At 75.4% G+C, this 24492-nt stretch carries 23 protein-coding genes; 15 read left to right on the top strand and 8 right to left on the bottom strand.

Translation table 11 applies throughout. From position 1 onward, the window contains the following. Positions 1-208 precede the first annotated feature (208 nt). From lhgO to ACFVNO_RS15510, 3 genes are all read left to right on the top strand, one after another. On the top strand, positions 209-1414 hold the full coding sequence (lhgO, locus tag ACFVNO_RS15520; protein ID WP_355268129.1) for an L-2-hydroxyglutarate oxidase: 1206 nt from the start codon (positions 209-211) through the stop codon (positions 1412-1414). 85 nt (positions 1415-1499) lie between these two features. Next, a complete protein-coding gene (locus tag ACFVNO_RS15515) occupies positions 1500-3764 on the top strand; it encodes a protein kinase (RefSeq protein WP_378893065.1) in 2265 nt (754 codons plus the stop codon). A gap of 447 nt (positions 3765-4211) precedes the next feature. After that, entirely contained in the window at positions 4212-4613 is a 402-nt protein-coding gene (locus ACFVNO_RS15510) for an ADP-ribosylation/crystallin J1 (RefSeq protein WP_370634688.1), read from the top strand. Here ACFVNO_RS15510 and ACFVNO_RS15505 read toward each other — a convergent pair. Then, complete coding sequence (locus tag ACFVNO_RS15505; RefSeq protein ID WP_378893062.1) at positions 4610-5920, bottom strand: DUF4303 domain-containing protein; 1311 nt, start codon at positions 5918-5920, stop codon at positions 4610-4612. The genes ACFVNO_RS15510 and ACFVNO_RS15505 overlap by 4 nt on opposite strands. A 299-nt stretch (positions 5921-6219) precedes the next feature. Between ACFVNO_RS15505 and ACFVNO_RS15500 the strand changes: the two genes are divergently transcribed. Beyond that, positions 6220-7110 (top strand): ABC transporter ATP-binding protein, encoded by an 891-nt coding sequence (locus tag ACFVNO_RS15500; RefSeq protein WP_355268138.1) that lies wholly within the window; start codon positions 6220-6222, stop codon positions 7108-7110. 56 nt (positions 7111-7166) lie between these two features. Continuing rightward, entirely contained in the window at positions 7167-7883 is a 717-nt protein-coding gene (locus ACFVNO_RS15495; protein WP_355268141.1) for an ABC transporter permease, read from the top strand. 135 nt (positions 7884-8018) lie between these two features. Here the strand turns inward: ACFVNO_RS15495 and ACFVNO_RS15490 are convergent, their stop codons facing one another. Further along, positions 8019-8207 carry a hypothetical protein gene (locus ACFVNO_RS15490; protein WP_355268144.1) on the bottom strand — a complete coding sequence of 63 codons (189 nt, stop codon included), beginning with the start codon at positions 8205-8207 and terminating at the stop codon, positions 8019-8021. Positions 8208-8483: 276 nt separating this feature from the next. On the opposite strand from ACFVNO_RS15490, the gene ACFVNO_RS15485 reads away from it, so the two are divergent. Further along, on the top strand, positions 8484-9596 hold the full coding sequence (locus ACFVNO_RS15485; RefSeq protein WP_355268147.1) for an LLM class flavin-dependent oxidoreductase: 1113 nt from the start codon (positions 8484-8486) through the stop codon (positions 9594-9596). After that, positions 9593-10213, top strand: a complete 621-nt coding sequence (locus ACFVNO_RS15480) for an FMN reductase (protein ID WP_378893057.1) — start codon at positions 9593-9595, stop codon at positions 10211-10213. The genes ACFVNO_RS15485 and ACFVNO_RS15480 overlap by 4 nt, the downstream gene beginning before the upstream one ends. A gap of 139 nt (positions 10214-10352) precedes the next feature. On the opposite strand, the gene ACFVNO_RS15475 is transcribed toward ACFVNO_RS15480, so the two are convergent. After that, positions 10353-10937 carry a TetR/AcrR family transcriptional regulator gene (locus ACFVNO_RS15475; protein WP_355268153.1) on the bottom strand — a complete coding sequence of 195 codons (585 nt, stop codon included), beginning with the start codon at positions 10935-10937 and terminating at the stop codon, positions 10353-10355. A gap of 74 nt (positions 10938-11011) precedes the next feature. Between ACFVNO_RS15475 and ACFVNO_RS15470 the strand changes: the two genes are divergently transcribed. The 3 genes from ACFVNO_RS15470 to ACFVNO_RS15460 all read left to right on the top strand — a co-directional run bounded on the left by ACFVNO_RS15470 (position 11012) and on the right by ACFVNO_RS15460 (position 14668). Then, complete coding sequence (locus ACFVNO_RS15470) at positions 11012-12184, top strand: MFS transporter (protein WP_355268156.1); 1173 nt, start codon at positions 11012-11014, stop codon at positions 12182-12184. A gap of 105 nt (positions 12185-12289) precedes the next feature. Then, positions 12290-12958: a maleylpyruvate isomerase family mycothiol-dependent enzyme gene (locus tag ACFVNO_RS15465; protein WP_378893052.1), complete on the top strand. Its 669-nt coding sequence runs from the start codon at positions 12290-12292 to the stop codon at positions 12956-12958. 339 nt (positions 12959-13297) lie between these two features. Further along, complete coding sequence (locus ACFVNO_RS15460) at positions 13298-14668, top strand: cellulase family glycosylhydrolase (protein WP_355268162.1); 1371 nt, start codon at positions 13298-13300, stop codon at positions 14666-14668. Positions 14669-14737: 69 nt separating this feature from the next. Here the strand turns inward: ACFVNO_RS15460 and ACFVNO_RS15455 are convergent, their stop codons facing one another. Continuing rightward, positions 14738-15334 carry a flavin reductase family protein gene (locus ACFVNO_RS15455; protein WP_378893049.1) on the bottom strand — a complete coding sequence of 199 codons (597 nt, stop codon included), beginning with the start codon at positions 15332-15334 and terminating at the stop codon, positions 14738-14740. A 68-nt stretch (positions 15335-15402) separates the two neighbouring features. Between ACFVNO_RS15455 and ACFVNO_RS15450 the strand changes: the two genes are divergently transcribed. Next, on the top strand, positions 15403-16368 hold the full coding sequence (locus tag ACFVNO_RS15450) for a threonine/serine dehydratase (protein WP_378893046.1): 966 nt from the start codon (positions 15403-15405) through the stop codon (positions 16366-16368). Positions 16369-16516: 148 nt separating this feature from the next. Here the strand turns inward: ACFVNO_RS15450 and ACFVNO_RS15445 are convergent, their stop codons facing one another. Together ACFVNO_RS15445 and purB are read right to left on the bottom strand one after the other, a co-directional pair. Then, positions 16517-16693 (bottom strand): hypothetical protein, encoded by a 177-nt coding sequence (locus ACFVNO_RS15445; protein ID WP_355268171.1) that lies wholly within the window; start codon positions 16691-16693, stop codon positions 16517-16519. A gap of 145 nt (positions 16694-16838) precedes the next feature. Further along, positions 16839-18269: an adenylosuccinate lyase gene (gene purB / locus ACFVNO_RS15440; RefSeq protein WP_378893043.1), complete on the bottom strand. Its 1431-nt coding sequence runs from the start codon at positions 18267-18269 to the stop codon at positions 16839-16841. A gap of 157 nt (positions 18270-18426) precedes the next feature. Here purB and ACFVNO_RS15435 point away from each other — a divergent pair, with 157 nt between their 5' ends. Next, positions 18427-19818, top strand: coding sequence for a sensor domain-containing protein (locus ACFVNO_RS15435; RefSeq protein WP_355268177.1), 1392 nt, complete (start codon positions 18427-18429; stop codon positions 19816-19818). After that, positions 19788-20468, top strand: coding sequence for a response regulator transcription factor (locus ACFVNO_RS15430; RefSeq protein ID WP_255646521.1), 681 nt, complete (start codon positions 19788-19790; stop codon positions 20466-20468). Before ACFVNO_RS15435 ends, ACFVNO_RS15430 begins: the two co-directional genes overlap by 31 nt. A gap of 138 nt (positions 20469-20606) precedes the next feature. Here the strand turns inward: ACFVNO_RS15430 and ACFVNO_RS15425 are convergent, their stop codons facing one another. Then, positions 20607-21317, bottom strand: a complete 711-nt coding sequence (locus tag ACFVNO_RS15425; RefSeq protein WP_355268180.1) for a nuclear transport factor 2 family protein — start codon at positions 21315-21317, stop codon at positions 20607-20609. Positions 21318-21563: 246 nt separating this feature from the next. On the opposite strand from ACFVNO_RS15425, the gene ACFVNO_RS15420 reads away from it, so the two are divergent. Next, the gene (locus tag ACFVNO_RS15420; RefSeq protein WP_355268183.1) at positions 21564-22502 is read left to right on the top strand and encodes an oxygenase MpaB family protein; all 939 of its coding nucleotides are present in this window, start codon (positions 21564-21566) and stop codon (positions 22500-22502) included. Between the two features lie 13 nt (positions 22503-22515). On the opposite strand, the gene ACFVNO_RS15415 is transcribed toward ACFVNO_RS15420, so the two are convergent. Next, positions 22516-23202: a TetR/AcrR family transcriptional regulator gene (locus ACFVNO_RS15415; RefSeq protein WP_355268186.1), complete on the bottom strand. Its 687-nt coding sequence runs from the start codon at positions 23200-23202 to the stop codon at positions 22516-22518. A gap of 61 nt (positions 23203-23263) precedes the next feature. Between ACFVNO_RS15415 and ACFVNO_RS15410 the strand changes: the two genes are divergently transcribed. After that, positions 23264-24487, top strand: a complete 1224-nt coding sequence (locus ACFVNO_RS15410) for an oxygenase MpaB family protein (protein ID WP_355268189.1) — start codon at positions 23264-23266, stop codon at positions 24485-24487. Positions 24488-24492: the final 5 nt, after the last annotated feature.

Raw genomic sequence — 24492 nt, 5'->3', positions numbered from 1 at the left:
CGTTGTCACGCTCCGGACCCGTGGGGCGGGTTCCGTCCGCGTTCACCTGAGAGAACGTGCCATGGCGGCCGGATGTTCCCGGCTAGCACGATTCCTGAAAGATGTCCAGGTCACATTCGCGGATGTCGCCTCCTCGACCACGCGCGGTAACGTCGGGGGCGCGCCCGCGCCGGGCGCGCACGGCTGACGACGGGAGGACGCGTCCACCATGGCCGACCGGAGCATCGGCGTCGTCGGCGCCGGGATCGTCGGGCTCGCCACGGCCCGTGAACTGGTCCTGCGCCGACCGGGGACCCGTGTCGTGGTCTTCGAGAAGGAGGACCGGGTGGCGGCGCACCAGACCGGGCACAACTCCGGGGTGGTGCACGCGGGCATCTACTACGAGCCCGGCGGCCTCAAGGCCCGGCTGTGCACGCGCGGCCGGGACCTGCTGCGGGAGTACTGCGCGGAGCGGGGACTGCCGTACGAGGAGTGCGGCAAGCTCGTGGTCGCGCTCACGCCGCGGGAGGTGGACCGGCTGGACGCCCTGCACGCCCGGGCCGGCCGCAACGCCGTCCCGGGGCTGCGCCGCCTCGGGCCCGAGGGGATCCGCGAGATCGAGCCGCACGCCGCCGGCCTGGCCGCCCTGCACTCCCCGCGCACCGCCATCACCGACTACACCCGCATTGCCCGCGCCTTCGCCGAGGACATCGCCGCGGCCGGGGGCGAGGTCCGGTTCCGGGCCCCGGTCACCGCCGCCGTCCCCGCCGGGGACGGGGTGCGCGTCACCGCCGGGGGCGAGGACCTGCGCCTGGACGGGCTGGTCGTGTGCGCGGGCCTGCACGGCGACCGGGTGGCCCGGGCCGCCGGGGACGGGGACGGGCCCCGCATCGTGCCGTTCCGCGGGGAGTACATGCTGGTGCGCCCGGCCAAGGCGCACCTGGTGCGCGGGCTGGTGTACCCCGTGCCCGACCCCCGCTACCCCTTCCTGGGGGTGCATTTCACCCGCCGGGTCTCCGGGGAGGTCGAGGTCGGCCCGAACGCGGTCCTGGCGCTGGCCCGCGAGGGCTACCGCCACTCCGACATCCGCCTCGCCGACCTGCGCGACACCCTCACCTGGCCGGGTTTCTGGGCCATGGGGCTGCGCCACTGGCGCACCGGGGCCGCGGAGGTGTACGGGTCGTTCTCCAAGCGCGCCTACATGCGGGCCGCCCGGCGGTACGTCCCCGACATCGGGCCGGCCGACGTCGTGCGCGGCGGCTCGGGTGTGCGCGCCCAGGCCCTGGACCGCGACGGCTCGCTGGTGGACGACTTCCGCATCCACCGGGTCGGGCCGGTCACCGCCGTGCGCAACGCGCCCTCTCCCGCGGCCACGTCCTGCATGGCCATCGCCGAGCACATCGCCGACACCCTCGAAGGCGGCCCCGGGGGCTGAGGCGGAGAACACCCGGGCCGGGACGGGCGTCACACGGTGCGGAACCGGGAATCCCCCGGAGGCGACACCGATCAGGGAGGGCCCGATGAGCACCCCCACCACCCCCGAGCCGCCCGCCCCCGCCCCCACCGCTCCTCTGGGGCCGCCTCCGGGCCTTGCGCCCCTGACCGCCGACGACCCCCGCGCCCTGGGGCCCTACCGCCTGGCCGGCCGCATCGGCGCGGGCGGCATGGGCGCCGTCTACGGGGGAGTGGGCCCCGACGGGCGGTGCGTCGCCGTCAAGACCGTGCACGCCCGCCACGCCCGCAGGCGCCGCTACCGGGAGGCGTTCGCGCGCGAGGTGGAGATGCTGGGCCGGGCCCGCGGCATCGGCACCGCCGCGCTGTACGCCGCCGACGTCGCCGCCCGGGTGCCCTGGCTGGCCTTCGAGTACATCCCCGGACGCGACCTGCGCGCCCATGTGCGCGCGTTCGGCCCGCTGGAGGGGGAGATGCTGCGGGCGTTCGCGGTCGGCACCGCCGAGGGCCTGGCCGGCCTGCACGCCGCCGGGATCGCCCACCGCGACATCAAGCCCGGGAACGTGGTGCTGTCCCCGACCGGACCCAGGATCGTCGACTTCGGCATCGCCACCGAGATCGGCGCCGACCGGTCCACCGACCGCGCCGCCTCCTACGGCACCCCCGGCTGGGTGGCGCCCGAGCGCTACGCGGGGGCCGCCGCGGCCCCGGCCGCCGACGTGTTCGCCTGGGGCGGCCTGGTGGCGCTGGCCGCCACCGGCCGCGACCCGTTCGGCGGCGGGACCCCGCAGGAGCTGCGGGCCCGGGTCGAGGCCGGGGAGTACGACATCGACGGGGTCCCCGACACCCTCCGGCCCCTGGTGGAGGCGGCGCTGTCGGTGGACCCGGCGGCGCGCCCGCGCGCCGTGCAGGTCATGCGCGCGCTGCTGCCCGAACCCGGGGAGTTCGGCCTGACCGACGCGAGCGGCCGGGTGCCCGCCGCCCGGACCCTGCGGGCGCTGCTGGACGCCCACTGGCGGGGCGTCGACGCCGCCGGGCACGACCCGCGGCTGTGGGCGGGCGCGGTCGGCCTCGCCTCGGCGGCCGGACTGGCCGGCACCGCCCTGCTCTCCGGCGGCGGGTCCGCGACCGCGGGCGGCGGCGCGGCCGCCACCGGCGGCACCGCGGCGGGCGGCACGGCGGCGGGCGCCGCCGGAACGGGCACGGCCGCCACGGGCACCGTCACGGGCGCGGCCACGGTCAAGGGCGGCGGCGTGCTGGCCGCCGTGGCCGGGTCCAAGGCGGCGACGGCCGGTGCGGGGGTCCTCCTCGCCGGGAGCCTGGCCGGCGGCGGCTACCTGGTCTACGAGCGGGTCGCCGACGACCCCGCCGAGGCGGTGCTCGCCGCCGCGCAGGTCCTGGAGACGGGGGAGGGCTTCACCGCCCGCGTCGAGCGCACGGCGGTCGGCGGGGGCGAGACGGTCGTGGAGGAGTACCTCTACTCGGCGGAGGAGCGGACCTTCCTCGTCCGGGGCGCCGCCATGGGCGAGGGGACCACCGCCGTGGCCGCCCACCGCGGCGGGCTGTACGTGTACGCCCCCTGGGAGGAGGGGTTCTCCGGTGATATCTGGCACGATTCGGCCGCCCCCGTGCCGGTCGACGCGAGTGTGACCGCCGATTCCCTCACCGGCCTGGCGACCGCCCCGCTGCGCGCCCTGGCCGACTCGGGGGAGGCCGCCCGGGACGGAGGGGGGACCGTGTACACGGGGCCGACCGTGCTCGGCGTCCTGGCCGGGGGCGTCCTCACCGAGGAGGAGGCGACCGCCCGGGTGGAGGTCGGCGCCGACGGCGCCCCGGTGCGGGCCGAGTACACCACCGGTTCCTGGGAGGTGCGGGTCGACTTCACCTCCACCGGGGAGGCGGTCGAGGTGGAGGACCCGCGGACCGCGTCCGCCGGGGCCGGGGCCGGCTGGGCCGCGGTCCACGCGCCGGTGTGCGGGACCGTGACCGCGTTCGACCGGGAGTGGGACGTCCAGGCCAGCGGCTGGGAGGTGGACTGCGACTACGCGATGGAGGTCGCGGAGGCGATGACCGACCCCGGCACAACCCCGGAGGAGGCCTTCCCCGACCGGTTCGAGTACCTGGCCGGCTACAGCGGGAGCGGCGGCGGCACCTGGCTCGTCGACGGCGAGATGGCCTGTGCGATCTTCCGCCGCGACCTGGGCGGGACGATCGAGGGGCGCACCTGGTACCTGTCCCCCTGCCACTCGGCCTCGGCGGTCGCCGAGGACGGGCCCTTCACCACGGTGGAGTTCGGGCCGCGGACCCTGATCGACTACCACGAGCGGCCCTGACCGGCCCGGACGGGAAGAGGCCGGGGCCCGCCGCGCGGTGGCGGCGGACCCCGGACACAGGCCGGGCCCGTGTCCCCCAACACGGGCCCGGCGGGCGCGGCCAGAAGCACTGAGTGCGGTCCGGCCGCTGGGAAGGCGAACGTGGCGATCAATTCGTGTCGGAAACCCCCATTGCCGACACGACGCGCACGTTCGCGCATGGTCTGTGATGTGTGGTGCGGCGCCTTCGGGACCTCGGCGGCGGGTTGCGGGATCGGGGTCTGCGGGGTTTCGAGGTCCGGGGTTCGGGGCGCTTCACCTGTGAGAACGCTTCGTACAGCTTGGGTGTTCCCCGTGGTCCCGGGGATTTTCACCCCGCCCGGTAAAAACCGGGTGCGGACCCGGCCACGGAATCCCTAAGCTGCCGGTCGCGCGGGGTGCGAACGCCCCGTGCCGACGACGAGGGGGATGATCGGTGTGGCCGGGGTCATGACGTTGTGGCGTCCGACGGGGCCGGAGGAGCTGGACCTGGTGCGCGCGTCGGGGTGGCGGGAGTGGCCGCCGCGCCTGCCGGACCAGCCGATCTTCTACCCCGTCCTCAACGAGGACTACGCCGCCCGCATCGCCCGCGAGTGGAACCTGCCCCGGTCCGGGGCGGGGTACGTGACCCGCTTCGACGTGGACGCGGACTTCGCCGCCCGCTACCCGGTGCGGCAGGCGGGCGGGCGCACGATCCTGGAGCTGTGGGTGCCGGCCGAGGAGCTGGAGGAGTTCAACGCCCACCTGGTGGGGCCGATCCGCCTGGTGCTGTCGTTCCTGCCCGAGCACCCCGAGGGCCTGCGCCACGACGGGGACGGCACCGCCTCCTAGGCCGGCCCCTGAACCGGCCCCTCGCCGCGGCCCGGGGCGCCGCCCGCGCGGCCGTCCCGGGCCGCGGGCTCCCGGTGGGACAGCCACCCCACGAGGTCGTCGGTGAGGAACTCCCCCTCGTCCGCGACCCCGGGGCACAGCGCGCCCAGGTCCAGCAGCACCACCTCCGCCGACTCCCGCCCCGTGGCCGGGTCGAAGTCCGGGCCGGCCTCCCGCATGAGGAGCCCGCGGCCGCCGCCGTCGTCACCGACGAGCACCCACCCGGGGGCGTGGCGGGCGACCTCGAAGGCGGCGTTGCGCTCGGCCAGGGTGTGCGGGCCGTAGACCGCCGTCCCGTCCGCCAGGTGCAGGCCGGGCGTGGTGCGCCACAGGTCGGCCACCGAGGGGTTGGGCGCCGGGGCGAGCCCGCCCCGGTGGCCGGCGAGCTCGGCGCGGGCCCCCTCGTCCACCGGGAGGCCGGGGTCGTCGGACTCCTCGCGCAGCCACGAGTCCCGCAGCGGCCCCGCCGGGTTGAGCCGCCGGACGGCGCCGGCGTCCTCCTCGTCCGGGGGCATGGTCCCGGCCAGCAGCAGGACGCCGAGGCGGTCGGCGCCCCTACCGAAGAACCCCTCGGCGTCCAACCGGCGCAGCGCCTCCTCCATGGACGCGAGCCGGGTCGCGTACTCGGCGAGGCGGTCCCGCTCGCCGGGGAGGTCGAACAGGTCGCCGCGGGCCCCGAACGCCCGCACCACCTCCCCGAAGTGCTCCTCGTAGCCCCACACGGCGTACGGGCCGTCGGGCAGGCTCCAGGGGTGGGCCCCGGTGCGCGCCGCGCCCTCGGCCGAACCCGCCGCCAGGTACGGCGGGAGCGCCTCGCCCGTCGTCAGGAGCGCGAAGGCGTGGAAGTGCTCGGGGTGGCGCGCCCGCAGGTCGGCGACGGCGGCGCGGGTCGCCTCGGCGATCACGCGGGTCAGCTCCGGATCGGGTGCCGGGCGCACCGGGGCGGGCGGCTCCGGGGCCGCGGCCAGGGCGGCGAGCAGGGTCGCCGCGTCGGTCCGGTTCTCCGGTCCGGGAGAGGCGCCGCCGACGCACTCGTGCACCTCGTGGCGGTGGGGCGCGACCAGGTCGAGCACGGTGCGCAGGCGGCGGGCCGCCTCGGCGTGGTCGTCGCCGAACAGCTCGACCCGCAGCAGCGGCTCACCCGACAGGGCGCGCCGGGCCACCTCGGACACGCCCAGGCCCAGGACGCGGTGCAGGGCCGCCAGCACGGCGGCGGGCGGACGCTCGCGCAGCAGGACGTACGCGCTGACGGCGTTCGGATCGGTCACCGGCGCCCCTTTCCACGGTTCGGTAGCGGGGGACAGGCTAGCGGGAGACGGGGACGGGGACCGCCCGCACCCGCGCCGGCGCGGCCGAAGACCCGTGCCGGAGAGGGGCCGCCGGCCGCCCCGGGACACGGGCCACGGGGGAGAACGGCGGACGCGGCCGCGCACGGCGGCACGTGTACCGCGGGCGCCGCGGGCGTGTGAAGTGACACCACGTCATGCGTTCACCTGCGAGAACGTCACGGCCGGGTGGTGACACGGCGGGACTGCCGGGCGGGCGCGCCGCCGACTGTAATGGGGCCATGTCCACTTCCACCACGGCAGTCATCGACGTCCAGAGCCTGAACATGAAGTACGGCGACTTCCACGCCGTCAAGGACCTGTCCTTCCAGGTGCGGCGCGGGGAGCTCTACGCCCTGCTCGGCACCAACGGGGCGGGCAAGACCTCGACCCTGGAGGCCGTCGAGGGCCACCGCGCCGCCACCTCCGGCACCGTCCGCGTCTTCGGCCGGGACCCGCGCGACCGCGGCGGCGTCCGCCCCCGGACGGGCATCATGCTCCAGGAGAGCGGCTTCTCACCGGACCTCACGGTCCGGGAGTCGGTCCGGCTGTTCGGGACGCTCTCCCGGCGCACGGACCGCGTGGAGCGGCTGCTCGGCCTGGTCGACCTCTCCCACAGGGCCGGCACCCGGGTGTCCCAGCTCTCCGGCGGCGAGAAGCGCAGGCTCGACTTCGCCACCGCCGTCTACGGGGGACCCGAGCTGGTCTTCCTCGACGAGCCCACCACCGGCCTGGACATCCGCTCCAGGGACGCCCTGTGGGACGCCGTGGACCGGCTGCGCGAGGACGGCGCCACCGTCGTGCTCACCACGCACTACCTGGAGGAGGCCCAGCAGCGCGCCGACCGCATCGGGCTCATGCACCAGGGCACGCTGCGCCGCGAGGGGACCGTCTCCGAGCTCACCCGGACGCTGCCCGCGACCGTCCGCTTCTCCCTGCCGCCCTCCGCCCCGGTGCCGCCCCTGCCCGCCGTCCGCGGGGAGGACGGGGCGTTCCTCGTCGAGACCCCCGCCCTGCAGAAGGAGCTGCACGTCCTCCTGGACTGGGCGCGGGACCACGCGGTCGAGTTGCGCGACCTCCAGGCCGGGCCGACCCGGCTGGACGACGTCTTCCGCGCCATGGGTGCCGAGTAGCGGCCGGCGCGGCGCCCGACGAACCCCTCCCGAACCTTCCAGACAAAGGACCCGCCATGCTCGCGATCGCTCAGGGTGAGCTGATCCAGATCTTCCGGAACCGGCTGGTGCTGGTCACCATGCTCGTCATGCCCGCGGCGGCCAGCGCGTTCTACATGTACCTGCAGGACCGCATACCGTTCCTCGACCTCGGCGGCGTCGCCGCGATCCTGGTGTTCCTCGTGGTGACGATGGGGCTCTACACCACCGCGGTGACCACGCTCGCCTCCCGCCGCCAGAACCTCTACCTCAAGCGGCTGCGCTCCACCGCGGTGGACGACGCCCGCATCCTCACCGGGCTGCTGCTGCCGGTGACCGCCTTCACGGTCGCGCAGGCGGCCGTGGTCCTGACCGTGCTGTCGGTGGTCGCCGCCCCGCCGGAGCGGCCCCTGCTGCTGGTGGCGGCCGTGCTGGCGGCGGTCGTCATGATGATCGGCCTGGCGCTGGCCACCGCCGGGGTGACCAACTCGCCCGAGCACGCCCAGGTGACCACGCTGCCCGTCCTGATCGGCGTGCTGGCGGTCTCCGGCTGGGTGGGGTTCACCGGGGCGGAGGAGCTGGCGCCGCTCAAGCGGCTGCTGCCCGGCGGCGCGGCCACGGAACTGGTCGTCGGCGCCTGGAACGGCGGCGTCCCGCTCGCGGACTCCCTGCTCCTGCTGGCCCCGACCCTGGCCTGGGTGGTCGTCGCCGTGGCCCTGGCCTTCAGGGTCTTCCGCTGGGAGCCCCGCCGCTGACGGCGGGGCCCCGGCCGCCGGCCGTGCCGCCCGGTTCCAGGGCGCACGGGAGGGCGGCGCGGCGCCGGGGGACGCCTGGGGTACCGCCGCACGGCCGTATCGACGCCGTCGATACGGCCGTCGCTGTGTCGGGGGTCAGGCCTCGCCGAGGCGCGGCCTGGGGGCCAGGTCGGGGTCCAGACTGCTCAGCGCGGTGACGACGTCGGCCAGCGCGTCGGCCAGGACCACCGGCTGGCGGGGGCCGTCGGCGTGCGCGGCGTCGGCGCGCTCGTGGTCGTCGGGTCGGTGGTGGGGAAGCCGCCGGGGATCGAGGGTGACGGACATGTGGTTTCGGGCGCGGGGTCGAGGGGGCGCCCTTCTCCTTCCGGTGCGTTCGACGTCCTCGTGTCCGGCCGACCATGACTCCGGGTGACCGGGATGGTGTCGGCTTTACCAGGGATAGCAGGTCCGGATGACATTCTGCGGATACGGAGCGTGCCTGTGGATGAACAGCGTCCGGCCGCGGAGGCGCCGGCGGGGAATACGGGGGGTGTGTCCACCGTTCGAACGTGATAGTTTCGCAGGAAACTACTTCTTGGAAAGCTAGTTCAGGAGCGGGCCATGCAGTTCGGAATCTTCTCGGTCGGCGACGTGACCACCGACCCCACCACCGGCCGGACGCCGACGGAGCACGAGCGCATCAAGGCCATCATCGAGATCGCGCTCAAGGCCGAGGAGGTCGGGCTCGACGTCTTCGCGACCGGTGAGCACCACAACCCGCCGTTCGTGCCGTCCTCGCCGACCACCATGCTCGGCTACATCGCCGCGCGGACGGAACGGATCGTCCTGTCCACCGCGACCACCCTCATCACCACCAACGACCCGGTGAAGATCGCCGAGGACTACGCCTTCCTCCAGCACATCGCCGACGGCCGGGTGGACCTGATGATGGGCCGCGGCAACACCGGCCCGGTCTACCCCTGGTTCGGCTACGACATCCGCGAGGGCATCCCCATGGCCCTGGAGCACTACAACCTGCTGCACCGCCTCTGGCGCGAGGACGTCGTGAACTGGGAGGGCAAGTTCCGTACTCCGCTGCAGGGCTTCACCGCCACCCCGCGCCCGCTCGACGGCATCCCGCCGTTCGTGTGGCACGGCTCCATCCGCAGCCCGGAGATCGCCGAACAGGCCGCCTACTACGGTGACGGCTTCTTCCACAACAACATCTTCTGGCCGGCCACCCACACCAAGAAGCTCATCGCGCTGTACCGCCGCCGCTACGAGCACTACGGCCACGGCAAGGCCGAGCAGGCCATCGTCGGCCTGGGCGGGCAGGTGTTCATGCGCAAGAACTCCCAGGACGCGGTCAAGGAGTTCCGGCCCTACTTCGACCACGCGCCCGTCTACGGCGGCGGGCCCTCCCTGGAGGAGTTCACCCGGGAGACGCCGCTGACCGTCGGCAGCCCGCAGCAGGTCATCGACCGCACCCTGACCTTCCGCGAGATGTTCGGCGACTACCAGCGTCAGCTCTTCCTCATGGACCACGCGGGCCTGCCGCTCAAGACCGTCCTGGAGCAGCTGGACCTGCTGGGCGAGGAGGTCGTGCCGGTGCTGCGCAAGGAGTTCGCCGCCGGCCGGCCCGCGCACGTACCCGACGCGCCCACCCACGCCTCGATGCTCGCCGCCCGGCGGGCCGAGGACCGCAACGAGGAGAACACGGAGGCCCGGGCATGACCGTCCGCCGCATCGTCACCGTCTCGGCGGGGCTGAGCACCCCGTCGTCCTCCCGGCTGCTCGCCGACCGGCTCACCGCCGCCACCGAGCGCGCCCTGGGGGACGAGGGGATCCGGGCGCAGGTGCGCACGGTGGAACTGCGCGAACTCGCCCACGACGTCATGAACGCCATGGTCACCCAGGTGCCCACCGGCGACCTGCCCGGCGTGCTGTCCGACGTGGCCGGGGCCGACGGGATCATCGCGGTGACCCCGGTGTTCAACGCCTCCTACAGCGGACTGTTCAAGTCGTTCTTCGACGTGGTCGAGCAGGGGGCGCTGGACTCGGTCCCGGTGCTCGTCGGCGCCACCGGCGGCAGCCCGCGCCACTCGCTGGTCCTGGAGCACGCCCTGCGGCCGATGTTCACCTACGCCCGGGCGCTGGTCGTCCCGACCGGTGTCTACGCGGCCTCGGAGGACTGGGGCGCGGGCGACGAGGGCGCCCGCGAGCTCAACGAGCGCATCGAGCGGGCCGGCCGCCAGCTCGCCCGGCTGGCCGCCGTCCACGAGCGGCGCGAGGAGGACCCCTACGACGAGCCGGTCGCCTTCGCCGACCTGATGTCCGGCCTGGGCACCTGACCCGCCCGTCCGCGCGGCCCCGACCGGGAACCCCCGGCCGGGGCCGCGCTGCGTCGCTGGGAGAGGTCGTGGGCGACGGGCTGTGGCTGCTGCCCGACCGGGCGTGGGACCGGATCCCGCCGCCGCTGCCGGACGGGGACTAGCCGCGGGGCGTGGTCCGGGCGTCCACCCAGGCGCACAGGTCCTCCAGCGCGGCCTCGGCGCGGTCGCGGTCCCCGGTGGTCAGCAGGTCGGTCTCCAGTCCGGAGAAGGCCGCGTTGAGCAGGGTCGCGGTCCGCAGGGCCTCGGCGGCGGGCAGCCCCCGCAGGGACAGGCAGGAGGCGACGAACGCGGCCCGGCCGCGCACGAAGCCCGGCACCTCCACGGGCAGCCGGCCGGCGGCGGCGAGCCCCTCGATCTCCCGGATGAGCCGGGTCACGGCGATCTCCGGCTCCGCCAGGGTGCGCCGCCAGGTGTCGCGGACGATGTCGCCCACCGGGACCCCCGGGTCGTCCCAGCCGGGGGTGGCGCGCAGCGCCGCGTGCTGCACCTCGTCCAGCCGCTCCAGCACCGCGACGAGCAGGGCCTCCTTGCCGGAGAAGTGGTGGGTGAGGACCCGGGTGCTCTGCCCCAGGCCGTGGGCGAGGTCGCGCAGCGAGAAGTCGGCGGCGCCGATGCGGGCCAGTTCGGCGATGACGGCGTCCAGGACCTCGCGGCGGCGCTCGGGGTCGGCGGTTCGGGGCATGGGGCGCGATCACCTCTTCTTCCTTCGCCCCACGTTCGCACACCTATTAAGGAAACAGTTGTTACCCTAATCGCATGCGCTCACCCCGGTGGCTCCCCGCCCTCACCCTCACCGCCTTCGCGGTCCAGACCGACGACTTCGTGGTCATCGGCGTCCTGCCCGGGCTCGCCGCGGACCTGGCCGTCCCCCCGTCCGCCGCCGGCCAGCTCGTCACCCTCTACTCCCTGGGCTACGCGCTCACGGCACCGCTGTGGGCGCTCCTGCTGGCACGGGTCCCGCCCCGGGCCGTGCTCACGTGCTCCCTGGCGGTCTTCACCGCGGCCAACCTCGCCGTGCCGCTCACCGAAGGGCTCGGCCCGCTGCTGGCGCTGCGCCTGCTGGCGGCCCTGTCCGCCGCCGTGGCCCTGCCCTGCGCCCTCGCCCTGACCGCCGCCCAGGCCCCGCCCGAGCGGCGCGGCCGCCACCTGGCCACCGTGATGACCGGGCTGACCGGGGCGGTCCTGCTCGGCGTCCCGCTGGGCGCCTGGGCCGGCGGCCTCTTCGGGTGGCAGGCCGCCTTCGTGCTGGGCGGGCTGCTGGGCGCCGCCGCCCTGGCCGCCTCGGCCGCCACCGTGCCCGCCTCCGGACCGGTGGGGGAGCGGCGCGGACCGGTGGACCTGCTCCGCCCGCTCGCCTCCCGCGCCGTCGCCGCCGTCCTGGCCGCCACCGTGCTCACCGTCGCGGGCAACATCGCCTTCCAGACCTACCTCGCGGTGTTCCTGGCCGGCCTCGCGGGTGTGGGGCCCGCCGCCCTGGGCGCGCTGCTGGTCGCCGCGGGGGTCGGCGGACTGGTGGGCACCCGCGTCTCGGGGACGCTCGCGGACCGTGTCGGGCCGGGCCGCGCCTTCGCCGGGGCGGGCGCGGTGTTCGGCGCGGCGATGGTCGCGTTCGCCCTGCTGTGGTGGCTGCGCCCGGTGCCGGTCGCGGTGGTGGCGCTCCTGCTCGTGCCCTGGTCGGCCGCCGCCTGGGCGGTGCCGCCGGCGCTCCAGACGCTCATGGTCGCCCGCGTCGGCACGCGGACCGCCGGCCGGGCGCTGGCCGTGCACAGCTCGTCGGTGCACGTCGGCGCCGCCCTGGGCGCCGTGCTGGGCGGTGCCGCCGTCGCGCTCGGCCCCGGCCTGGTCCCGGCCGCCGCGGCCCTCGCCGCGGCGCTGGGCCTGGCCGCGGTCCCCCTCGCCCGCCGCCCCCGCCCCCTCCCGCACCCCTGACCGGACCCGGAGCCGGCCCGCGGGGAAAGGACGGATACCCGGGGGACGGGGCCGGTGGGCCACCCGGGCCGGGGTTTCCGAACGGTGTTCGGTAAGGTGGCCCGCATGGATCCCGTGCGCATCTACAGCCAGTCCCAGGAGCGTCTGATCGCCCTGGCCGGCGGCCTCGACGCCGCCGCTCTGGACACCACCGTCCCCGCCTGCTCCGACTGGACCGTCCACCAGACCTACGCGCACCTGGCCGGACTGTGCGCCGACGTGGTCGCCGGAACCGTCACCCCGCCCGCTTCCGACGAGGTCACCGCCCGCCAGGTCGCGGAGCGGGAGGGCCGCGGCATCGCGGAGGTCTGCGACGAGTGGCGCGCGGGCACCCCCGCCCTGCTGGAGCTGCTCGGTACGCAGAACCGCATGCGCTATCGCCTGCCCGTGGTGGACGTCTGGACCCACGAGAACGACATCCACGGCGCGCTGGGCCTGGACCCCGTCACCGAGCACGCCGACGCCCTGCTCGACTTCGCCCTCTCCGGGCTGGGCCGCGCCTGGCCCGAGCAGGCGCCCGGCCTGACCGTCACCGCCACCGACGCCGACCGCTCCTGGACCCTGGGCGCGGGCGGCGGCCCGCACTGGCGGGGCACGGCCTTCGAGCTCTACCGCGCCCTCATGGGGCGGCGCACCCCCGATCAGATCGCCGCCATGGACTGGACCGGCGACCCCGCGCCGGTCCTGCCCGCCCTGTCCCTGCTGCCCGCCACCCGCGAGCCCCTCACCGTCTGATCCGCGCGCCGGGCCGGGGCGGTCCGCCGTACCCGGTCCCGCGAAGTACCGGTTTCCCCTCCATTGCGGGGCGACGGCGGCGGTGTTAATTTCTCCCCATCGGCCATGGGAGCGCTCCCTCACGGAGAGTGCCCCCACGGCCGGAACGGGCGCGGCCCCCGCCGCGCCCGGGCGGCGGCGCCGGTGCCGGTCACCGCCGGCACCCCCTGTCCGTCCGCCGATCCTTCCGCACGAGATGACAACGTTGTCTCACGGTGGCGCATCCCGGGTCCTCCTGCTGTCCGGGAGGCCCCGCCACAACAAGACAACGTTGTCCTCCGTCCTTGAGGAGAACCCCCCATGGTCCGACGTCTGCTCACGGCCCTCGTGGCCCTGACCGGGATCGCAGCCCTCGCCTTCGCGTGGGCCTCGCCCCCCGCGCCCTCCGGGGCGCACCTCACCGCCTCCGCGCAGGCCGACACCGGCTTCCGGATCGAGAACGGCCGCCTCGTCGACGCGGCCGGCAACGACTTCGTGATGCGGGGCGTCAACCACGCCCACACCTGGTACCCGCAGGAGACCGGGTCCCTCGCCGACATCAAGGAGCTGGGCGCCAACACCGTCCGCGTCGTGCTCAGCAGCGGCGACCGGTGGACGGAGAACGGCGTCGCCGACGTGGCCGCCGTCGTCGACGACTGCAAGGCCAACCGCCTGATCTGCGTGCTGGAGGTGCACGACACCACCGGCTACGGCGAGCAGTCCGGGGCCGCCACCCTCGACCAGGCCGTCGACTACTGGCTGCGCGTCCAGGACGCCCTGCACGGCGAGGAGGACTTCGTCCTCGTCAACATCGGCAACGAGCCCTACGGCAACGACCAGGCGACCGTGGCGAACTGGGCGTCCGACACCTCGGCGGCGATCGGCCGGCTGCGGGACGCGGGGTTCCACCACACCCTGGTCGCGGACGCGCCCAACTGGGGCCAGGACTGGTCGCACACCATGCGCGACGGCGCCGCGTCGGTCTTCGCCTCCGACCCGCACGCCAACACGCTCTTCTCGATCCACATGTACGGGGTCTACGCCCAGGAGTCCACCGTGGTCTCCTACCTGGAGCACTTCGCGAACGCGGGGCTGCCGCTGATCGTCGGCGAGTTCGGCCACGACCACAGCGACGGGAACCCCGACGAGGACGCCATCCTGGAGCACACCCGGCGCCTGGGCCTGGGGTACCTCGGCTGGTCGTGGAGCGGCAACGGCGGGGGAGTGGAGTACCTCGACATGGTCGAGGGCTTCGACCCCGAGCGGCTCACCCCCTGGGGCGAGCGGATCTTCCACGGGCCCGACGGCATCGCCGAGACCTCCGTCGAGGCGCCCGTCTACGGTGGCGGGGAGCCCACGGAGGAGCCGACCGAGGAGCCCACCGAGGGCCCGGGCGGCGACGGCTGCGAGGCCGTCTACACGGTCGTCCAGGAATGGTCGGGCGGGTTCCGGGCCGACGTGACCGTCACCGCCGCCGAGGACCTGACCGGCTGGACCGTGAGCTGGACCCATGCCCCCGGGCAGCACGTCGTCCACGCGTGGAACGCCGAGGTGACCTCCGACGGTCCGGACGTCACCGCCGTGAACGCCTCCTACAACGGCACACTCGCCTCGGGGCGGTCGACCACCTTCGGCTTCACCGGTTCCAGTGAGGGGAGCCCGCGGGTCCCGGCCCTGACCTGCCGATCCTGACGCACGTTCCGTCCCCGGCCGCGCGGACCGCCGGGTCCGCGCGGCCGGGGACCCCGGGGAAGGGGCGGCTCAGGGGGTGTAGGGGAGGCGGTCGACCGCGCGCACCTCGCCCAGGGTGGACCACTCGTTGCGGCCCAGGCGGGCCAAAGGACGCAGCCGCTCCACCTCCGGCAGGCCGTCCCGGCCCAGCACGCCGTCGTCCACCGCCACGTGCACCACCCGGCCGAACACCACCGTGGAGGTGCCGAACCCCACCGTCGAGTGCAGCGTGCACTCCAGCGCCACCGGGGAGGCCGCCACCCGGGGCGGGCGCACGGCCGCGCTCTCCTCGCGCGCGATCCCCAGCGCCTCGAACTCGTCCACCTCGGGCGGGTAGGCGGTCCCGGAGGCGTTCACCTCCTTCCACAGCGGCTCGGAGGCCAGGTTCACCACGAACTCGCCGGTGGCCTCCGCGTTGCGCAGGGAGTCCTTGCGGCCGGTGGAGGTGAACTGCACGATCGCCGGATCGGCGCAGGCGATGGTGAAGAAGGAGTGCGGCGCGAGGTTGTCCACGCCGTCGGCGGAGGTGGTGGAGACCCAGGCGATCGGCCGCGGGACCACCACCGCGGTGATCATCCGGTAGAAGGCCCGGCCGGGCAGGTCCTGGGGAGTCCATTCGGTACGCATCACCACCGATTATCCACAGGGGGAGGCCGCCCCGTGAGGGCGGCGGGGCCAGGGGGCATACCGGGGTCATGGAACTGGTCTCAGCAGACGACATCCGCGCCGCGGCCGCCCGCCTCCAGGGCTCGGTCGTGCGCACCCCCCTGACCGCCGGACCCGCCCAGGGGCCGCCGTTCCTCGTCAAACCCGAGAGCCTCCAGCCCACCGGGGCCTTCAAGCTGCGCGGCGCCACCAACGCCGTCGCCCTGCTCACCCCCGCCCAGCGCGCCCGCGGCGTCATCACCCACTCCTCCGGCAACCACGGCCAGGCCCTGGCCTACGCCGCCGCCCGGCTGGGCGTCCCCTGCACGGTGGTCGTCCCCGACAACGCTCCCGAGGTCAAGGTGGAGCGGATGCGGGACCGCGGGGCCCGGGTGGTCCTCGTCCCACCGGAGCGGCGGGCCGAGGTCGCCGAGGAGACGGCGCGCGCCGAGCTGCTGGCGCTGGTCCCGCCGTTCGACGACCCGGCCGTCATCGCCGGCCAGGGCACGGTGGGCCTGGAGATCCTGGAGCAGTCGCCGGAGGTGACCACGATCGTCGTCCCGGTCGGCGGGGGCGGGCTGGCCTCGGGGGTGGCCACGGCGGCGCGGACCGTCCACCCGCGCCGGATACGGGTCGTCGGGGTCGAGCCCGAGCTGGCCGCCGACGCCGCCGAGAGCCTGGAGCGGGGCCTGCGGGTCCCCTGGGAGCCCGCGCGCACCCACCGCACCATGGCCGACGGGGTGCGGGTGTGCCTGTCCGACCTCACCTTCGAGCACCTGCGCCGGCGGCTGGACGCGATCGTCACCGTCACCGAGGACGAGATCGCCCGCGCGGTCGCGCACCTGGCCCTGGGGGCGCGGGTGGTGGCCGAGCCCAGCGGGGCGCTGGCCGCGGCGGCGGTCCTGGCCGGCCGGGTGGCCGTGGAGCCGGGCAGACCGGAGGCCACGGTCGCGGTGGTCTCCGGCGGCAACGTCGACCCGGACCTGTTCGCCCGGCTCATCGCCGAGCACCGCTGATCCGGGAGGGGGGCCGGAACGCGGGCGAAAGGGGGGAGGGGGCGCCGAAGCCGCGAGATCCCGGCGGTGCGGCCCGGCCCCATGAGACCGGCACGGGAGGCTCCACGGTGCGCGAAGCCCGGGGCGGAAGGCGGCCCGGGGATTGTTGTCAGACGGAGGTGCCGGAGCGCTCCCGGTCGGCGGCCTCGCGGCGGGCCCGCTCCTCGCGGTCCTCGCGGCGGCGCAGCGCCATGTCACCGAGGGCGGCCGCGCCGAAGGCCAGGGCGATCCCGGTGATCAGCAGCAGGGTCCACAGGGCGGTGCCGAAGGAGTCGGGGTCGGTCAACAGGGCCTCCAGGGGGTGCGGAACGCCGACCCCACAACCGTAATAGGCGTTAACTTCCGAACCCAGTGTTCGCGGGGGTGAACTGTGCCATACCGCACACGCGAAGGGCCGGGGCCGCGCGGCCCCGGCCCCTCGCGGACGGCGACTAGAGGATGGACCCCGGCGTGTACGCCGCGGCCTCCGGGTGCAGCGCCACGAGCGTGTCGATCCGCTCCACCACCGTGCCGACCTGGTCGGCCGCCGCGCCCGTGAACGTGATCCGGTCCGCGAGCAGCGCGTCCAGGGCCGCCCGGTCCAGCGGGAACCGCTCGTCCCCGCCCAACCGCTCCAGCAGCCGGTTGCCCGTGCCCTCCCGGCGCATCGCCAGCGCCGAGCCCACGGCGTGCTCCTTGATCAGCTCGTGCGCCGTCTCCCGGCCCACGCCCTCGCGCACCGCGGCCATCAGCATCTTGGTGGTCGCCAGGAACGGCAGGTACCGGTCCAGCTCCGCCGAGATCACCGCGGGGAAGGCGCCGAACTCGTCGAGCACCGTCAGCATCGTCTCGACCAGGCCGTCGAAGGCGAAGAACGCGTCCGGCAGCGCCACCCGGCGCACCACCGAGCACGACACGTCGCCCTCGTTCCACTGGTCGCCGGCCAGCTCGCCGGCCATCGACGCGTACCCGCGCAGGACCACCGTCAGGCCGTTGACCCGCTCGCAGGAGCGCGTGTTCATCTTGTGCGGCATCGCGGAGGAGCCCACCTGGCCCTCGGCGAAGCCCTCGGTGACCAGCTCGTGCCCGGCCATCAGCCGGATCGTCTTGGCCAGCGACGACGGGCCCGCCGCCAGCTGCACCAGCGCCGTCAGCACGTCGAAGTCCAGCGACCGCGGGTACACCTGGCCCACGCTCGTGAACCGGTGGGCGAACCCCAGGTGGGCGGCCACCTCGTCCTCCAGCTGCGCCAGCGCGGCCCGGTCCCCGCCCAGCAGGTCCAGCATGTCCTGGGCGGTGCCCACCGGGCCCTTGATGCCGCGCAGCGGGTAGCGGCCGATCAGGTCCTCCAGCCGCCCGAGCGCCACCAGCACCTCGTCGGCGATCGACGCGAACCGCTTGCCCAGCGTGGTGGCCTGCGCCGCCACGTTGTGCGACCTCCCGGCCATCACCGTCGTCCCGTACTCGGCGGACAGGCGGCCCAGGCGCGCCAGCAGCGCCACCGTGCGGTCGCGTACGAGCAGCAGGCTGTCGCGGATCTGCAGCTGCTCGACGTTCTCGGTGAGGTCGCGCGAGGTCATGCCCTTGTGCACGTGCTCGTGCCCGGCCAGGGCGTTGAACTCCTCGATCCGCGCCTTGACGTCGTGGCGGGTGACCCGCTCACGGGCGGCGATGGACTCCAGGTCCACCTGCTCCAGGACCTTCTCGTAGTCGGCCACCACGCCGTCGGGGACGTCCACGCCCAGACGCGCCTGCGCCCGCAGGACGGCCAGCCACAGCCGCCGCTCGGCGACCACCTTGTACTCCGGGGACCACAGCCGGGTCAGCTCGGCCGAGGCGTACCGGGCGGCCAGGACATCGGGGATAACGGGTTTCGCGCTCACGTTCGTCCACCCTACCGTCCTGAGCAGGCACGCCCGCGACCAGGCGAGGCCTTGCGGACCGCGCCGCGGGGGCGGCCGCCGGGGTAGGGGCGGCACTACCCCCGACCCGGTGGCCCGGCGGATTCCCCGGGCGCCCCCGGCTTCCTACCGTGGAGGCATGACCACAGGCACCGTACGGCAGCGCACCCCGGGCGCACCCGCCGACCTCCTCCGGGCGATGGCCCGACCGGGATTCCCCGTCTCCCGATGGTCGCTGAGGGCGATCACCTACACCGCCACCACCATGGTGATCGGGATCGCCGCCATGGCCGTCGCCTTCCCCCTGTACGGGCCCTGGCTGCTCGTCGTCATCGCCCTGTTCGACGCGCCCCCGGGCTCGGGGGACCGGGCGTTCCTGCTGGTCTCGGGGACCCTGAGCGGCCTGGCCACGGTCGCGTTCTTCGGCCCGCTGGTCGGGATGCCGCTGGGGGCGGTGGAGCGCCGCAGGCTGCGCCTGGTCTCGCCCGGCCTCGCCGACAGCGGCCACCGCGTCCCCCCGCCCGGGCTGTGGGGCTGGATCAAGACCCGCTACACCGAGGCCGCCACCTGGCGCGAGGTCGCCTACCTCTTCCTGCTCATGGTCATCGCCTTCTCGCTCTTCACGGTGATGGGCATGCTGCTGACCTTCGCCGTCGTCCTGTTGGCGGGACCGGTCCTGGTCGGGGACGCCCCCGGCTCCCAGGTGAGCCTGGGCTTCGTCACCGCCACCACCGTCGAGGAGGCGCTGCCGCTGACCCTGCTCTCCCCGGTCGCCCTCCTGGCCGCCGTCTACCTGAGCGGCGTCACCTCCTACGGCCACGGGGTCCTGGCCCGCGCCCTGCTGGTCGGCCCGCCCAAGGAGGAGCTGCGCGCCGAGCTCACCGAGGTCACCCACTCCCGGGCCCGCCTCGTCGACGCCTTCGAGTACGAGCGGCGCCGCATCGAACGCGACCTGCACGACGGGGCGCAGCAGCGCCTGGTGGCCCTGAACATGGACCTGGGCATGGCCCGGCTGGACGTCGAGGAGGGCTCGGAGGCCGACCGCCGCCTGGCCGCCGCCCAGCGCAAGGCCGACGAGCTCATCACCGAGCTGCGCGAACTCGTCCGCGGCATCCACCCGCGCGTCCTCACCGACCGCGGCCTGCCCGCCGCCCTGGCCGAACTCGCCGACCACTCGCCCGTCCCGGTCACCGTCCAGGCGGAGCTGCCGCGCCGGCTCCCCTCCCACGTGGAGGGCACCGCTTACTTCGTGGTCGCCGAGGCGCTCACCAACGTCTACAAGCACACCGAGGCCAACGCCGCCACCGTGCACGCCTCCCTGGTCCCCGCCGCCCACGGCGACGCCCTGGTGGTGGAGGTCACCGACTACGGGCCCGGCGGCGCCGACCCGGCGCGCGGCAGCGGCCTGACCGGGATGCGCGACCGGGTCGCGGTCATGGGCGGCACAATGGACCTGACCAGCCCCCAGGGGGGTCCGACCCGCATCCGAGTGGAGCTGCCGTGCACGATCGACCGGACGGATCCGAGGTGACGCCCGTCCCCACCGTGCTCGCCGAGGACGGCGTGCTGCTGCGGGAGGGCCTGGTGGGCGTGCTGGAGCGCTTCGGGTTCCCCGTGGTGGCCGCCGTCGGTGACGGCGACGCCCTGCTCAGGGCCGTGGACGAGCACCGCCCCGGACTGGTCGTCACCGACATCCGCATGCCCCCGGACTTCACCGACGAGGGGCTGCGCGCCGCCGTCGAGCTGCGCCGCCGCCACTCCGATCTGGCGGTGGTGGCGCTCAGCCAGTACGTCGAGCTCAGCTACGCCTCCGACCTGCTCGACTCCGGGGCGGGGCGCGGCGTGGGCTACCTGCTCAAGCAGCGGGTGGGCGACGTGCGCGAGTTCGCGACGGTGCTGCGCCGCGTGGTGGAGGGCGCGACCTTCGTCGACCCCGAGGTGGTCCGCCAGCTGCTGCGCCGCCGCTCCGACCCGCTGGAGCGCCTCACCCCGCGCGAGCGCGAGGTGCTGGCGCTGATGGCCGAGGGCCACTCCAACGGGGCGATCGCCCGCCGCCTGGTGGTCAGCGACGCCGCCGTCGGCAAGCACGTGGGCAACATCCTCGCCAAGCTCGACCTGCCGCCCGACGAGGACGTGCACCGCCGCGTCCAGGCCGTGCTGGCCTACCTGCGCGGCAACTGACCGGCCGCCGGGCGGGCCCACGGCCCCGCGGGCGGCCCGCGTTCGGCGCAGGGGCCGGGGCTGACGGCTCCGCGGGCGGGCGGTCCGCGTCCGCGGGCAGGGCGCGGGTCCGCCCGGCGTGGCGGACCCGCGACCGGGTCAGTCGTTCCCGGTCCAGTCGACCGCCATGACGGTCTCGTCGCCGACCACCCAGGCGTCGTGGCCGGGCGGGATGTACGCGAGCCGGCCGGTGGAGGCCTCGGCCTCGGTGCCGTCCTCCATGCGCACCCGCAGGGTGCCGGACAGGACCAGGATGCTGTGGGCGAGCATGCACAGGTCCGTGCCCGCCTCCTCGCGCCGGTGCTCCGACCAGCGCCACCCCGGCTCGAACGTGAGGCGGGTGACGTTGTGCCCGCCCAGCCGCACGGTCTCCGCGTGCCCGTGGTCGAACGCCTGGCGCTCGTCGGGGGACTCGAAGCCGCCCGTCTCGATCCGGTCGTGCGCCTCCTCGTCCCACGCCTGCACGGTGGTCTGGTGGGCGATGGCGCCGTCGCTCAGGTCCAGCATGGTGTTGCTCATGACCATGCCGCCGTCGGGGTAGACGCACCGCTCGGTGTAGGCGACGTGGTCCCCGTCCACGGCCACCGTGAGGACCTCGTGCGTCATCTCCCGGCCGCACAGCTCGCGCACGACCGGCTCGATGGCGTCCTTGCCGTGCAGGACCGCGGGGGACCCCGGCGGCGTCCGCTTGTCGAACATCTCCAGGTCGGCGTCGTCCCGGAACATCGCGATCATGGTGTCGGCGTCCGTCTCCTCGATGGCGCGGCGGTAGGCCTCGACGTCGAAGCGGGCGTCGTTCTGGGTGGACATGTCTCACTCCACATGGGAACGGAGGGAAGGAAGGGGCGCGGCCGAGGGGCGGGCCCGGGGCGTCCCACTGCCAGGTTGCGCCCGGCCCCGGCCCCGCGCGTGCCAAGAATCGGTGCTTTCTCGGCAAGGGCCGCAGGGGTCGGGCCGCCGAGGCGTCCCGCGGGGCCGGACGTATCGTGGTCCCACAGGCGGCCCCGGGCCCCGGCCCAGAACGCGAAGCCCCCGCGCAGCCCTGGAGGAGAGCCGATGAGACCGACCGTCGCCGCACCCGAGAGCGTCACCTGGGCGGTCCACCTGGACCGCGCCATGTGGGTGGCGGGGGTGCGCGCCCTCATGCTCCAGGCCCTGCACCCGGTGGCGATGCAGGGCGTGTGGCAGCGCTCGGACTTCCGCAGCGATCCCACAGGGCGGCTGCTGCGCACCGCCCACTTCGTCGCCGTCACCACCTACGGCTCCCCGGAGGAGGCCGACCGGCTGGGCGCGCACATCCGCCGGGTCCACCGGGCGCTGTCGTTCACCGACCCCGCCACCGGCCGCCGCCACCGCGTCGACGAGCACGACCTGCTGGTGTGGGTGCACTGTGCCGAGGTGACGTCCTACCTGGAGACCGCGGTGCGCGCCGGGGTGCCCCTCACCCCCGCCGAGTACGACCGCTACTTCGACGAGCAGTCCGCCACCGCCGCCTACGTGGGCCTGTCCCGGGACGACGTCCCGCGCTCGGCCGCGGACATGCGCCGCTACCTGGCCGCGGTCCGCCCCGTGCTGCGGGCCACCCCCGAGGCCCGGCAGGCGGTCCGGTTCCTGCTGTGGCCCGCGGTGCCCGAGCACCTGTCCGCGCTGGCCCCGCTGCGGCCCCTGTGGTTCCCGGTCGGGGCCCTGTCCTACGCCACCCTGCCCGCCTGGGCGCGCCGCGAGTACGGGGTCCTGCCCGAGGTCCCGGGCGGGGAGGCCGCGGCCACCGCGGCCCTGCGCGCGCTGCGCGCCGGGCTCAACCGGGTGCCGGAGCGCTACTACAACCTCATCTTCGACGAGGCGACCGTGCGCAGCGCCGAGGAGGCGCGCGAGCGCCTGCTGGCGGCGGGCTACCGGGTGGAGAACGGGTTCCGGGCGCTGCGCTCGCGCACCCGCTTCCGCGCCCCCGACCCGGCCGCCCTCCCCGCGCCGCGGGTCCCCGCCGGGCCCTGACCCGGCGCGCCGCTCACCCCCGCGCGGGCGGCACCCGGTCGATGAGCCCGTCGAGGACGGCCTCGGCCAGCCTCCCGGCGTCGTCCCGGCGCTCCCGCGGGGTGCGCCCGCCGCGCCCGGCGAGCCGGTCGGCCAGCGGGAACTGCGTGAAGCCCGTGGCCGGTCCGATGACCGCGAAGTAGAGCAGGTCCGTCGGCAGCGGCCGGATCCGCCCCTGGGCGGCGAGCCGCTCCACGGAGGGCATCACCGCGGCCAGGACCGGCGCGATGTAGTCGCGGTGCAGGTGGTCGAGCCGCTCGCCCTCGCGGCGGAACTCGTCGGTCAGCACCCGGCCGAGCATCGGGGTGTCCACGACCGAGCGGTAGAAGTGGCCGATGACGGCGCGCAGCACCGCCTCGTCGTCACCGGTGTGCTGCTCCACCAGTGCGGTCAGCCGGTCCTTCTGCGCGGCCAGGACCCGGTCCACGACCGCGCGCCAGAAGGCGGCCTTGGAGCCGTAGCGGTCGTTGATGAAGTTGTGGCTGACCCCCAGTCGGCGGGCCAGCTCCCGGGCCGAGGCCCCGTCGTAGCCGAGCTCGGCGAACGCCTCCAGGCCGCGTTGCAGGACGGTGTCCTCGTCCGGCGCCGCCGGGCCGCCCCGGCCCGGCCGCCCGGGCCCCCTGACGGTGTGCGCGCCCATGCCGACCTCCTCGCTTGACACCTGTCAGATTCTATTTAATCTGACAGGTGTCAGACCTTGTCGCGTCCCGCAGGAGGACCCCGTGCACGAGTCCACAGCCACCACTCCCTGGCCCGTCGGGCGCGGCTCCCGGGACCGGGTCGCCGCCCGCTTCGGCGCAGGGCGCGCCGACCTCGCCCACCTGGCCCTGACCACCGGCGACCCCCTCGCCGACGCCGTCGCCGACGAGATCGCCGCGGGCGGCCGCCGTGTCCGCGTCGCCCTCCAGGAGGGCATCACCCGCGGCCTGGCCTCCCTCGCCGACCCGCCCCCGGCCGTCGCCGCCCTGCTCGCCGACACCGAGACCCCGCCCGACGGCGCCGACGACGCGCTCCTGGACCGGGCCTCGCTCTCCGCCTTCGACGCGCCCCAGGCCGCGCGCATCATCGCCCTGACCGCCGGCTCCCTCGTCAGGACCTACGAGTCCCCCTCCATCGCCGAGGTCCTCAAGCTGAGCGGACGCCTCCTCGACGCCGTCCCCCGCAGGTTGGAGGACACCGGCCGCTGGTACCTCACCGCGCTGCTGCCCGGCTCCCTGCGCCCGGGGGAGGCGGGCTACACCGCCACCCTCCAGGTGCGGGTGCTGCACGCCCACATGCGCGCCATGGCCCGCCGCCGCGGGTACGACGAGGCCGCGCTGGGCGTGCCGATCAACCAGGTCGACCTGGTCCGCACCTGGATGGACTTCACCCTCACCTCCCACAACGCCCTGGACGCCATGGGCTACCACTCGTCCGCCGCGGACCGGGCCGACCAGTACCGGTACTGGCACCACGTCGCCCACCTGCTCGGCATCGACCCCCGCCTCCTCGACGGCGTCCGCGACCAGGCGAGCGCCCGCGAGGCCGACGACCTCCTCCAGGCGGTCACCGGACCGCCGGGCCCGGACTCCGCGGCCCTGGCCGAGGCCACCCTGCGCTCGACCGCGGCCACACTGCACGAGGTCGCCTCGATCCCCGGCGCGGTCGGCCTGCCCGCCCTGTACGCCCTCGCGCGCCGCTTCCACGGAGACGCCCGCGCCGACGCGCTCGGCCTGCCCCGCGCGGCCGTCGCCGGCGCCGTCCTGGACGCCGCCGCGGCCCTCAACCGCGTGCGCGGGCGGCGCCTGCTCCGCGACCCCCGGCGGCTCGGCGCGGTCCGCGCCCGCAACGTCGCCGCCACCCGCGCCCACCTGGCCCGGACGGCCCGCCCCGCCACCCACGCCCGCGGGGGCGACCCCGACCGGCCCGTCCCCGCCGAGCACCGCACCGGAGAGGAGCGCCCCTGAGGCGC

The organism is Nocardiopsis sp. NPDC057823 (assembly GCF_042797335.1).
Classification (GTDB): domain Bacteria; phylum Actinomycetota; class Actinomycetes; order Streptosporangiales; family Streptosporangiaceae; genus Nocardiopsis; species Nocardiopsis changdeensis.
The sequence above is the reverse complement of the archived record's forward strand: the minus strand, read 5'-3'. Positions and strand labels throughout refer to the sequence as shown.